Source organism: Paenibacillus popilliae ATCC 14706, assembly GCF_000315235.1.
Classification (GTDB): domain Bacteria; phylum Bacillota; class Bacilli; order Paenibacillales; family Paenibacillaceae; genus Paenibacillus_B; species Paenibacillus_B popilliae.
Genome location: NZ_BALG01000222.1, coordinates 18,412 through 30,502 on the forward strand (window position 1 = coordinate 18,412; position 12,091 = coordinate 30,502).

At 53.8% G+C, this 12,091-nt stretch carries 14 protein-coding genes; 6 read left to right on the forward strand and 8 right to left on the reverse strand.

Annotation, left to right across the window (positions count from 1 at the left end):
• Positions 1–9: 9 nt before the first annotated feature.
• Positions 10–144: a hypothetical protein gene (locus tag PPOP_RS25160; protein ID WP_267879074.1), complete on the forward strand. Its 135-nt coding sequence runs from the start codon at positions 10–12 to the stop codon at positions 142–144.
• Positions 145–166: 22 nt separating this feature from the next.
• On the opposite strand, the gene PPOP_RS13935 is transcribed toward PPOP_RS25160, so the two are convergent.
• The 4 genes from PPOP_RS13935 to PPOP_RS13945 all read right to left on the reverse strand — a co-directional run bounded on the left by PPOP_RS13935 (position 167) and on the right by PPOP_RS13945 (position 3,569).
• Positions 167–1,168 (reverse strand): Gfo/Idh/MocA family protein, encoded by a 1,002-nt coding sequence (locus PPOP_RS13935; RefSeq protein WP_006287150.1) that lies wholly within the window; start codon positions 1,166–1,168, stop codon positions 167–169.
• Between the two features lie 183 nt (positions 1,169–1,351).
• Positions 1,352–2,161, reverse strand: a complete 810-nt coding sequence (gene pdaA / locus PPOP_RS13940) for a delta-lactam-biosynthetic de-N-acetylase (protein WP_042228930.1) — start codon at positions 2,159–2,161, stop codon at positions 1,352–1,354.
• 174 nt (positions 2,162–2,335) lie between these two features.
• Positions 2,336–2,467, reverse strand: coding sequence for a hypothetical protein (locus PPOP_RS25165; RefSeq protein WP_267879075.1), 132 nt, complete (start codon positions 2,465–2,467; stop codon positions 2,336–2,338).
• Between the two features lie 37 nt (positions 2,468–2,504).
• Complete coding sequence (locus tag PPOP_RS13945; protein ID WP_006287152.1) at positions 2,505–3,569, reverse strand: AI-2E family transporter; 1,065 nt, start codon at positions 3,567–3,569, stop codon at positions 2,505–2,507.
• A gap of 288 nt (positions 3,570–3,857) precedes the next feature.
• Here PPOP_RS13945 and PPOP_RS25170 point away from each other — a divergent pair, with 288 nt between their 5' ends.
• Positions 3,858–3,980 (forward strand): hypothetical protein, encoded by a 123-nt coding sequence (locus PPOP_RS25170; protein ID WP_267879076.1) that lies wholly within the window; start codon positions 3,858–3,860, stop codon positions 3,978–3,980.
• A 25-nt stretch (positions 3,981–4,005) separates the two neighbouring features.
• Positions 4,006–4,278 (forward strand): hypothetical protein, encoded by a 273-nt coding sequence (locus PPOP_RS13950; RefSeq protein ID WP_006287153.1) that lies wholly within the window; start codon positions 4,006–4,008, stop codon positions 4,276–4,278.
• A 228-nt stretch (positions 4,279–4,506) separates the two neighbouring features.
• Here the strand turns inward: PPOP_RS13950 and PPOP_RS13955 are convergent, their stop codons facing one another.
• Genes PPOP_RS13955 through PPOP_RS13965 form a run of 3 tightly spaced genes read right to left on the reverse strand, consistent with a single transcriptional unit; the run spans position 4,507 to position 7,745 of the window.
• Entirely contained in the window at positions 4,507–5,205 is a 699-nt protein-coding gene (locus tag PPOP_RS13955) for a hypothetical protein (protein ID WP_148277950.1), read from the reverse strand.
• Between the two features lie 27 nt (positions 5,206–5,232).
• A complete protein-coding gene (pruA, locus tag PPOP_RS13960; RefSeq protein WP_006287155.1) occupies positions 5,233–6,780 on the reverse strand; it encodes an L-glutamate gamma-semialdehyde dehydrogenase in 1,548 nt (515 codons plus the stop codon).
• 44 nt (positions 6,781–6,824) lie between these two features.
• Entirely contained in the window at positions 6,825–7,745 is a 921-nt protein-coding gene (locus tag PPOP_RS13965; protein ID WP_042228932.1) for a proline dehydrogenase family protein, read from the reverse strand.
• A gap of 155 nt (positions 7,746–7,900) precedes the next feature.
• Here PPOP_RS13965 and PPOP_RS23460 point away from each other — a divergent pair, with 155 nt between their 5' ends.
• From PPOP_RS23460 to PPOP_RS24410, 3 genes are all read left to right on the forward strand, one after another.
• On the forward strand, positions 7,901–9,064 hold the full coding sequence (locus PPOP_RS23460) for a GNAT family N-acetyltransferase (protein ID WP_006287157.1): 1,164 nt from the start codon (positions 7,901–7,903) through the stop codon (positions 9,062–9,064).
• Between the two features lie 187 nt (positions 9,065–9,251).
• Positions 9,252–10,070: an alpha/beta hydrolase gene (locus PPOP_RS13980; protein ID WP_234399843.1), complete on the forward strand. Its 819-nt coding sequence runs from the start codon at positions 9,252–9,254 to the stop codon at positions 10,068–10,070.
• Positions 10,071–10,491: 421 nt separating this feature from the next.
• Positions 10,492–10,647, forward strand: a complete 156-nt coding sequence (locus tag PPOP_RS24410) for a hypothetical protein (protein WP_006287159.1) — start codon at positions 10,492–10,494, stop codon at positions 10,645–10,647.
• A 759-nt stretch (positions 10,648–11,406) separates the two neighbouring features.
• Here the strand turns inward: PPOP_RS24410 and PPOP_RS13985 are convergent.
• A complete protein-coding gene (locus PPOP_RS13985; protein ID WP_042228933.1) occupies positions 11,407–11,904 on the reverse strand; it encodes a stalk domain-containing protein in 498 nt (165 codons plus the stop codon).
• Positions 11,905–12,091: the final 187 nt, after the last annotated feature.

Sequence of the window (12,091 nt, forward strand, 5' to 3'; positions counted from 1 at the left end):
GCCCCATATATGCGGATGGATGCCTTCGGCGGAACATCGGGACAGCAACAACAGGGCAGGCGCCCGGAAGCGCGCTGCCCTGTCGTCATTGCAGTCTATCATCCCCGTCCGTCGTTATGGCTGACGACCATGTACACCTTGTAGTTCTTCTTCGCCTAATGGCGGATTAGGGCTGAAGCTCGTCCAGACGGAATGGCCGGCTATGCCGGACCGACTGATTGGCCGCTTCCATCATCCGTGTCAGCTCAAGGGCCATATGTATGTTGGCATCGGCGGTCGTTCCTTGCTGGATATGGCTCACCCATTGATGGAAGGCGCTTGGCCGGCTGGCTGGAAGGTTGCGTTCGACCCAGCCGCTGCCGCCCTGCGATTCCAAGCGGCTGCTCCGCACGAGCACCCGGCTCTCCGGCGTACCGTACAGCAGCGTTCCGTCGGTACCCTGCAGCTCGATAGTGAACGGGGAACAGCTGTTCACGAAGCCTGCTTCCACGAGCCCGAGGGCGCCGTTATCATATTGGAGTACGGCGACGGCATTATCTTCGACGTCCTTGCCGGTGACATAGCCGTAGTGGGCGCTGATCCGATCCGGCTCTCCCAGGAACAGCCGCGTCAGATACATCGGGTGGCATCCCAGATCAATCAGCGCCCCGCCCTGACACTGCTCAGCATTGAAAAAATGCTCCGGCAGCCAGCCGGCGAACGCTCCGTTATGGGACAGGCGGACCCGAACGAGCGTCAGCTTCCCAAGCAGCCCCTCTGCCAGCACCTGTTGAATCGTCTCGGTGTAACCGTCATTTAGCCGTGGAAGCGAGACGGTTAGAACGATACCAGCCTTCTTCGCCGCGTCCACGATTTCATTCGCTTCATGAAGCGTCGCCGCCAAGACCTTTTCCGTGAAAATATGCTTGCCTGCCGCTGCCGCCTTTACCATCACCTCGCGGTGCATATGGGTCGGCGCGTCCACGATGACGGCATCGATGCCGTCCTGCTTCAGCAGTTCACCCAGCGATTCGTAGAAAGGGACGCCACGCACCTCCGCTTCCTTGCGGCCCCGTTCAGGAATCTCGTCCCATACGGCCGCGATCTCCGTATCGGGATGCTCCTCCGCCTGGCAGGCATAATCATTGGCATGCACATGCCAGAAGCTGACCATTGCTACTCGAATCATCGTCACCCTTCCTTCCCTGTCCTAAGGATAAGAGCTATCTAGAACCACACTCTTACCTTATCAAATCATGGACAAGGTCGCCAGCCTGAATTCGAGCGGCGGAAGGATATGGCGTGTGCGCGGATTGCCTGCTTCTGCCTGCCTCATGAAGCCGGCAGTGCATCGGACTTGGTTCGTCCATTCCTATGTTCCAGGCTTCGACAGCGGACCCGGAGCCGGGGCCGGCTGGCGCTGGAGCCGATCCAGCGGCAGAAATTCGTATCCCTGCTGCCTGGCCGCATCGATGATCGAACCAAGCGCCTCCGCATTGTCCTTCGAGATCGAGTGCAGCAGAATGATCGCACCCGGGTGAAGCTGGCTTGTTACCTTATCATAGGCATAGCGCGCCCCCTTCTGGACACTTACATCCCAGTCCACGTAAGCAAGCGACCAGAAGACGTTCGTGTAGCCCATGTCGCGGGTCAGCTTCAACGTCCGGTCGCTGAAAATGCCGCGCGGGGGCCGCAAGTACGCCATCTCCTTTTGGTGGGTGATGCGGGCAACTTCAGACTTTACTTTATCCAGTTCCTGCCGGAGTTGTTCGGAAGACACCGTCGTCATATCCGGGTGGCTCCAGGAGTGGTTCCCGATAAGATGACCTTCATTGACCATGCGCTTCAGCAGATCCGGCGTGCTTCTCACATAGTGTCCGGTTACGAAGAAAACGGCAGGTACCTTCTTTTCCTTCAGCGTATCCAGAATATGTGGGGTGTATCCGTTCTCATAGCCGTTGTCGAAGGTGAGATACAGCACTTTTTTGCTCGTATCGCCCAGGAAGATAGCGCCGTGCTTATCGACGATATCTTTGAAGCCTTCCTCGTTAATGGACGGCAGTTGGCCGTTCACGCTTTTCTTGAATCCGAAATGAAAGGCAGGCCCGTCTGCGGCAGCCGGCCAGGCATGAATCTGAACCAGCAGGGCGAGGGCGAGCCCGATACGGATGAGTCGCTTCATGTTCATACAGCTCCTTATTACAATCATTTCTTGATTACGGTCATATACTGAAAATTATCCCTCATTCTGCAAATATTATCCCGGCCCGGATCACACGGCTTGTCACGGCGAATGGCCGTACGAATAGACCCGTCTGCGTTCATTTGGAAAAATGCGAATAAGGGCAATCCGCGATCAGCCGCCCCAGCTCCGATGCGGTCCGCAGGATGACCTGATGACCGTGACCGGCATATCTAGGGCCGCCAGGATTCCCTGCTCGCTGCGCTGGCGAAGCGGCGCTTCTACTTCCTCGATATAGATGGCCATCGCAGCTATCTACTCCCCGGACAGCGGGATCTGTTGTTCATGCCTTCGTCTCCTGATTCTGCTCCGCCTTCACCTTCGGCTGCTTGGAGAACACGTTGACCTCCAGCAGATCCAGCAGGAACATAAAGATCGGAATGCCGAGAATAAGCCCCCACACACCCATGAAATGCTCGGATACGATTAGGACGGCAAAGGTATAGAATATCGGCAGATGTACCTTCGAGGACATGAGTTTCGGATTCAAAATATACGATTCAATGGCATGGATGACCATAATCATGATGATGACCATAACTACCGTGCTCAGCCCGCCGACGCTGAAGGCGAGTGCGCAGAGGGGAATTAGCGAGATGATAACGCCCATAACCGGGATGAGACCAAGCACGAAGATCATAATAGCCAGTCCGAACAATTGCGGAAAGCCCATAATCCACAGGGCCAGCGTGGACAGAATACTGTTGATGAGTGCGATCAGGAATTGCGCTTCGATAACTTTGCCGAAGGAGTACAGGAACTTTCTGCCGAAGTACTCCAACTCGTTGTAGAACGAACCGACCTTGCTTTCTCTGAACTTGTTGGTGAACTCTTGCACCCGCTTCTTGTCCAGAATGAAGAATAAGCTCAGTACGAGCGCGATAACCAGATGGGTCCCCCATTGGCTGATGTCCGTAATGGACCTGATCAGGAAGCCGAAGCCCTGATTCAGGTAGTTGCCCAGATCAATCTTCTGCAGTGATTCCATAATGTAGTCCATTATCGGATTGTCATAGACATCCGATTCATCGTAAAATTTGATAATAATTTTGACCAATTGGTTGATCTGGGTGATGACTTTGGGCAAAAAGTTATAGGTTCCCGCCCCTATTATCGTTAACAGTGCCACATAGAGAAGAATGACGGTCACGCGGAAATCGAAGTTGACATATTTCCGGAGACGCGTATAGAGAAAGGTATGAAGCCGGTCGATCAGGAAGGTCAAAATAAAGGTGAGCAAGATAAGATTAAGAATGCTTCTCACTGAAAATAGCAGGACGATAAGAAAGAGAAGGGTTGCTATTCTTCTTACGCCCGGTCCTTTGAAAAAATCTTTCAACATCTGCATCCAACGCATGGCTCCTTTAATGTATGCTGTGAAAATGTCTACTCTACTACTAACCTATTTCAAGGATATGATACCTCATACTTCAAAGCAAGCTTTCTGAGAGGAGTATTTTCCTAGAGTTCCCGTTTTCTTTTCGAGATGACGGGCGGAAGGAATAGAACTGCTTTATAAATGGATAATATGGAAATAAATAGATACATCCGTTCCATCCGCGTAAAAAGGCAAGGTCGTACTCCATCCTTCGCTCCTCGTCTGCCAACCGCGTGGGCCGTGGAATGGCATTCGAGGATGAATTCGTTCTATAATGGAGAGAGCAGAATCTGCAACGGGCTGTTCATCGGTATGGCGGACAAGCTGATCGCCGGGCATGGCAGCGGCAACGCACCGTCAGCGTCTGGGAACGCGAAGTGAACGATACGACAAAGGGGAGAGAGACATGAACGTAACGATTGTACAGGCAGATATGAAGAAGGATGAGGACGGATCCTACCTGGGACATGTGGCGTTCCGGCCGGAAGGGTTCCAGTCTGCCTATGAGGTGACCTTGTTCAGCAAGAAGGGCAAGGAATGGGATTACAGTCTGAGCTTCGCCGGATCATCTGGCAGCGAAGAAGAGATCGTGGTGTTGGACGACAGGCTGGAGGAAGATGACAACCTGTTCGAGGAGCTGCTGGAAGCGGCATGGCGGACGCTGCCGGAAGATGCATAGTGCATTCGTCCCTTCGCTCCATGAGCGCTGGGATCCCTTGGCATCCGCATCTCAGAAGCCCGGGAAGACCCTTATTTCCGAGTTTGGCAGTCGTTGTCCGCTTCAAGTCTACCACAACAACAAAACATAGCAAAAAAGCTACCCTATAGGGTAGCTTTATGCACCATTGTATATTGACTTGTTTTGTCGTATCACTTCTCAAAACTCATAGAATGGGGTATACTTTATTCATCTGATTTCCCGCACTCGTCTTGGGCCCCCAAGCCCGGCGGGTGTTTTTATTTTATTTTTATCCATGAGTTCTTTTTCCTTTTCTATACATTCTCCTAGATATCTTACCTCTCTTGCTCTCGTTATCTTAAGTGCTTCGCGCTCCGCTTGCATCGTATGCAAAACATTCATGTCATCCGTAGTCTTACGCTTTTCTGATAACAAAAATTTAAGCATTTGCAAGTCCATATAACGTTTTCGCTTACGACGTAAATCAGCCGGAAAATCCTTTTCCGTTTCCTCTTCATAGTCCCCACACATGACCACAAACCGCTTGAGGGATTCTATCAAAACATCAGCATCTGGAGGCAACTCTTCATTAAGTACAAGCATCTGTAGACGTCCTCGTATCTGTGCAACCTCTCGACGCTTTTCCGTGTCAATGTCCCTCAACCTAAAAAGATAGTTCTTACACTGCACAAACTTATCCGGGTCACCTTGCTGCAAAACCCGCCAAAATGCAGAGTCATGTACAAAGCGTGTAACCAAGTGCGTCCAGAGCATTGACAAGCCATCATAACGCAAAAGGTAGTTCATGGAGTCAAAAACCCTTGTTTCTCCTGTAGCTCCATTTGCAAAGTCCCGCATGTAATCGCGATGAACCTCAAACTCTACGTTCCAAATTTTATCCGGGTTCATGCCACGCCGTTTGTACAACTCACGAAAGTAATCCTTACGTTTATATTACCATTTCTCCGATACGAGCTTCGCCTGAGTGAACAAGAGCAAATAATCGCGTCCGCCCGCCTTGGAGTCGGTGCCCGACATGTTGAAGCCGCCGAACGGGTGCGCCCCGACGAGCGCGCCGGTGCATTTGCGGTTGAAGTACAGATTGCCACAGTGCATATGACGGCGAGCATATTCAAGATGCTCGCGGTTCCGGCTGAATACTGAACCGGTCAGCCCGTATTCGGTGTTGTTGAAAATATCGATCGCCTTCTTGAACTCATCCGCCTTGCAGACGGCAAGCACCGGGCCGAATATTTCCTCGAGCATGATGCGCGCTTCCGGCAGAACATCCGCGAACACGGTTGGCTGCAAGTAATAGCCTTCGCCTGTGGCGATATCTCCTCCGGCCACAAGGCGCCCTTCCGCCGCGCCGATCGCCATATACTCCCGAATTTTGTTATACGCGTTCTCATCGATCACCGGTCCGATCGGATAGTTCTCTTCCGGTAGGCCGACAGTCAGTTGCTTCGTCTTCTCGATAATGTGGCCAAGCACTTCTTCATAGATGTCCTGATGAATGATGGCGCGGGAGCCCGCGGAGCATTTCTGCCCCTGGAAGCCGAAGGCGGACGCGACAATCGCATCTGCTGCTTCGGCTGGATCGGCGCTGCTATCCACGACGATGCCGTCCTTGCCGCCCATCTCGGCGATAAGACGCTTCATCCAGATCTGTCCTGGCGCCGGACGCGCGATCCGCTCGTTAATCCGCAGGCCGACATCGCGGGAGCCCGTGAACGAGACGAAGCGGGTGTGCGGATGATCGACGAGCAGATCGCCAATCTCGCTGCCCGAACCGGGTACGAAGTTCAGCACGCCGGCCGGCAATCCGGCTTCTTCCACCAGCTCGACGAATCGCGCCGCGATGACCGGTGAAGTCGAGGCCGGCTTGAGCACGACCGTGTTCCCCGCGACGAGGGCAGCGCAGGTCATCCCAGCCATGATGGCGAACGGGAAGTTCCACGGCGGGATGACGACGCCGACGCCGAGCGGGATATACGTAAGCCGGTTGTCTTCGCCCGGCAGCGGAGTCAACGGCTGCGGTCCCGCGAGCCGGATCATTTCCCGGCCATAGAATTCCAGGAAGTCAATTGCTTCGGCGACATCGGCATCCGCCTCAATCCAGTTCTTCCCGACTTCATAGACGAGCCAGGCGGAGAACTCGAACTTGCGTCGGCGAATGGTGGCCGCTACCTTGAACAGGTAGCCCGCCCGGACTTCGGGATCGACATGCTGCCAATCCCGGAATGCGGCATCCGCAGCGGTAATCGCTTGCTGGGCCAGCTTGGCATCGGCCTGGGCAACATAGCCGACAACCTGCTTCAATTGACCGGGGTTAATGGAAGCGAAGCGTCTGTCGGTTGCGATCTCCTGACCGTTGATCTTGAGTGGATAGGTGCGCCCCAGTTGGGCGCGGACATGCTCCAGCGCGGCGAGCATCGCCTGGCGGTTATGCTCCTGCTTGAAATCGGTAAACGGCTCATTGCGGTATTTCACCATCGTCATAATAACGCCTCCTAAATATATATGAATATGAAATGATATAACTCCTACGATTTGAAAAGAGACTTCAGTACAAATCCGACGTTCGCCGGCCGTTCCGCCAGGCGGCGCATGAAATAGCCGTACCAATCATTGCCGAACGGGACATAAATCCGCATCGTATAGCCTTCATTGGCCAGATCGTGCTGGGCCTGGGTGCGAATGCCGTAAAGCATCTGGAATTCGAATTGGCTGCGCGGGATATTGTGCTTGATTACGAATTGCTTGACATGTTGGATGATTTTATCGTCATGGGTGGCAATGGCGGCGTAGTTGCCATTTCTGAGGTGTTGTTCGATGATGTGAATGAAGTTGCGGTCCACGTCTTCCTTTTTCGGGTAAGCGATGTCGGGCGCTTCCTTGTAGGCGCCCTTCACGAATCGAAGATTCGGCTGGAACCGGTGAAGGTTGTCGATATCGTCGGTGCTCTTGTACAGATAAGCTTGAATGACGAGGCCGACTGTGTCCCCGTATTCCTCGCGAAGCTCGCAGAAAATATCGATGGTGGGTTCGTTGTGCGCATAATCCTCCATGTCGATGCGGACGAAATTGCCGCAAGCGGCGGCGGTGTCCAGAATGGCCCGCATGTTGCATATGCACAGCTCGCGGGACAGACCCAATCCTAACTGGGTCATCTTGAGCGAGAGATTCGAGCGGACACCGCTCTTTTCTATCCCCTGTAGCGTGCGAATGCAGAATTGGGTTGATTCCAGTGCCTCTTCCTCCGTAAGTATGAATTCGCCCAGATGATCCAAGGTCGCCACGATGCCGACTTCATTCAGTACCCGGACCGCCGCGATGGCATCCGCGATCTGCTCTCCGGCTACGAAGCGGCGGGCGCCGAAGCGAAGGCCGTACTTCTTCGCGGCGCGGTAGGCCACTCGATTCTTCGACAGAAATAATAGACCTTTTCTCATTAAGCTTTCCATCCGCGATTCTTCCCTTCTTCTGAAGAAAAAGTGTTCAAAAAACAGACATATATTCTATTTATGATTAAATATAATCAAAAATATCAGGAATGTAAACACATTCATTTAAATCAAATGGAAATTGTTCCAAATGGGAGCTTGAGGGGGTACGGACAATGTCTATCCTGATGGAAGAGCCTCTCCATATCGAAGCGTTAACGTGCAATCAGCCGTTTTTCGCCGGCGTCTTCCTCGTACGGGAGAACCGCGTTGTCATGACACTCCATGCGGACATGGATACCGGGGATGGCCAGGCTGCGGTGTCCGATCGCATCCTGCGCATCGGGTGCGTCGGAGGCGGGCAGGAGCCGGGAGAGACGATGCCCGCCTGCGCGCTGCGGGAAGCAAGGGAGGGGCTGGCGATCGAACAGGTACGGTTGAAGTCCTCGCCAGTAACGTATTTTCACGACATGGACGCTGGAGAAATACGACCGGTTATGGTACGCGACGAATTGGCGCCGTTCCTGCTTCAGCAGGCGACGAAGCCGACGCCGTATAAGCCGGATCTGCCTGTCAGCCCCTATATCTATTACGGTATATATACGGCCGAAGCGGACGAGTCCGAGCCGCATGCGCCTGGGGACGATATCGCGGCGCTGCTGTCCATCCCGATCGAGAGCTGGGATAAGATTGAGCAGGGAGTGACGCTGTCCGAAGCGCTGGCGCATGGCTGCATCATTACGGAAGCGGTCTCGCTGCAGCGGGATACCCGACTGTATGTGCCAGACTACGAATCGATGCGCATAATCATGCAGCTGTATCCCCAGTTCATAGAGACTTCAGGCATCGAGCTTCGGCCGCTGGCGCTCACGGATGGCAGCGATATTTACGAGATGCTGCAAAAGATGGGGCCTGGGGAGAACGGGTTCTTCAACAGCGGATACGACATTGGCCCGACACAGTTCAGATCCTATCTGAAATCATGCACACAGATGTCGCAAGGGCGCCGCCTACCTGTGCATCTCGTTCCCCAGAACGTATACTGGCTGTATGTCCAAGGTTGGCCGGTTGGCATCGGCAAGTTGCGGCATGCGCTGACCGATGCGCTGCGGGAACTGGGTGGTCATATCGGCTATGCGATTCGTCCTGAAGCACGCCGGCGCGGGTACGGTACGATCATGCTACGTCTGCTGCTTGCCGAGGCGAGACGGTTCGGCCTGCGTGAAGTGCTCCTTACCTGCGATGAAGACAACACGGCTTCCAGACGCGTTATCCAGAAGAACGGTGGCCGGTTGACCGGGACTGCAGACGGCATCTGCAAATATTGGATTGTCCTGTGAGAATAGAAGATCATAAGGGCGGCAAGGACGGGATTTCCCGCTGCAATCTGGTATGGCGGTGGGATGCGTCGTGCTCCTCGTTATCGCAAGTGCAAATTTGTTGGGAAGCCATGTGTTCCGTCGCATGACGCTGGGCAGGCGCTCGCTTCCGGAAGAGGCGTTAGCCATAGTATAAGGCATGGGATTGATGTCTAGGGGCGAATTCGAAGCACTGTCGAAGGAGGAAGCCTCCATCTTATCGAAGGATGGGTTCCGGCTGCAGGGATATTATATCGAGCCACACCCCGGCGGACGGAAGGTTGTCATTATCGTACACGGATATACGGCAAATCACGGCTTTGCGACCCAATTCATCCGGCTGTTCGCAGACGAAGGCTTCAACGTGCTGCTTATTGACCAGCGCAGCCACGGATGTAGCGAAGGACGCTACGCCACCTACGGCTATTATGAACGGGAGGATCTTGATGCCTGGATCGATTGGGTCCGGCGCCGTGTGGGCGAGGACACCTATATCGGCCTGCACGGGCAATCGATGGGCGGGGGTACCGTGCTTATGCATGCCGGGATGGACCCAGGTATCCGCTTCATCATTGCCGACTGTCCGTACTCGGACCTGGAGAAGCTGATGCGATACCAGTTGAAGGATTTGAACCGGGTGCCGCTGTTTCCCTTCATGGGAATGCTCGATCGGAAGCTGCGGCGCCGGGCAGCCTTCTCCATGCGCGATGTCAAGCCTGTAGACCGGATTCGGGAGAAGGACGTTCCGCTGCTGCTCATCCATGGAGGCAAGGATGATTTCGTGCCCACCTCGATGAGTGTAAAATTGTATCACGCAAAGGGGAAGGGGATTAGACGGCTGCATATCGTCGCCGATGCCGTGCATGCGACGGCCTATCCCACCGATCCGTTGGGGTATCGGGGGGCCGTGTACCAATTCCTCGCCGAGGTGCGGGAGCAAGAGTGCAGAGAACGGCTTCCGGAGAACGCTGCTGCGGTGGAAGGTTGAGATTCGCGGCCGCTTGGCTCCGACTGGGAGCGGAGCAGCATCATCTCGATTCCCGAAGAATTGGAGCAATGGTGCGAGGGAGTGAAGGCAGGTGCCGAAGCGGCGTATTTGTCATACGGTGCGGATAAGCCTTGGAAGCAATCGGGTATGTCGGGACCGGAACAATAACCGCCAGACCAGCGTCGCTGTCATACACCGGGCACGAACAGTAAGCGCTGCGGAGCACCGAACGGGGGCCAACCGATCCCAAGGGGAGGAATTCGGTCGTGAACCGCTCTCTCGGGGAAATACAGGCATTGAAGGAGATTGACGAACATGGCATCCATGCAGGATAGACTGGAAATGCATATCGAATTTATTAAAGAAGTGGATAAGTTGAAATCGGTCTTCCGGCAATCGTATTTGTTGAATCGGAGCCGGCATGACGACCGAAGGGGAATCATGGCAGGAGCATGGGATTACCAGCGATCGGGTGCTGGCCCGCATTGGCGGAATCAAGGAAGGATCACAGCAGTTGGGCAGGTTCGCGGAAAAACTGGTTCAGCAGGCGGTAGAGCGTGGCTATCTGGCCAAATAAGCGGTCCTGCCGCTTCATCATATGAATTTGGGGGATGTATGCATGGGCAACATCGTCATCGGCATCGGCATCGATGGAGGGGGAACGACGACGCGGGTCATGGCAGCTTCTTTGGATGCGACGGCCGCCCGCTTTTTATCTATGATCGTGTGCGACGTGTGAGCAGGCGTCCCAGCTGACGATCGAGCAAATGACTTTGACAACGATGCGTATTCTCGTTCTAGACGGCCGATCAACAGACCTGCTCGAGGCTTCCTATCATTTCATACGCCAGATAAGGACATCGGAAGTATGTTCCTTTTTTTGCAGATTTTCTTGCTGAGTAACGGTATAATGAAAGAGACTTACGGAGAACGTGTATTGGGAGAGAAGAAAGGTTGACTTCATGAAAAGAAAACATGCTGACTGAAGTGACTGGAAACGGATCGAATCACGTGATTTTGCTATTATGTATCAGGAAATCGAAGATTTCTCAGGTTATGAGCGGATGGTGGCTCTGGAGGACGATCTGTACGCGCTGGAGCGCCCCGTGCAAGCACACCGTTAAGCGGCGGCCCTGCCCTGTACCTGGGGAGCGGAACAGCCGCTTGGATCGGGGGAAATAAAATAATTCTCGAACCTCGTAGTAGGCTTCCCCGTCCGGAGCAGCGGCAGAAGTTGGCCTTTCGGTGCATGTCAGGCGAAAAACGTGCAAAAAACGAGACCGGAAGATTCCGGCCCCGTTCGGCGTATGCTACCCTGCTGACGGTGGCATATGGACTATTCGTAATAATAAGGCTGCGGCTCATACCAGAGCGTAACGGTTCTTGACTTGCCTTCCCAGGTGAAGTCGAACAAAAATACGTCGTGCAGCAGTTGAATCGGCACATAGGTTTTGCCTTTGATAACTTTGGGAAGCGTGATCAGCTTCGTATCCTTGCCGTTTACTTTCATCTTATTAGTAAGCGAGTTCCAGGCGATATCATCCTCAGGACCATCGATATATACGGTATGGCTAATGGCTTCCCACCGGACCTTGAACTGGAATGCTTCGCCAATATCCATGATGGGCACGAAGGTCTTGCTGTCGATCAGAAGTCCGTTCTCTGTTATCGGTTCGCCGTCCTTGTCGACGACCAGAACGATGATTGGATCGGGCGTGAGCTTCGCGGCCCGTGACTTGCCTTCCTCCCTGGCGGCCGATGCCGGAAGGCTGAGCGACGCCACCAGAGCTCCTATTACCATTATCATGCCCAATGTACGAAGAGTAGCTTGCATTGAACCGACAACCTCCTTTACTACTAGTTTATAACGCGGAAAACCCGAAAAAGTTACATGTTTCTTCAATTTTTTTCCTTTTTCCAAAAAAAATGTCGCCTCCGGAGCATCGATTGAGACTGCCCTGGGAGAGATTTTCGGCTTTTTAAGAGAACTGGCAATAGGTGGTGTGCAGCGCGATGCACGC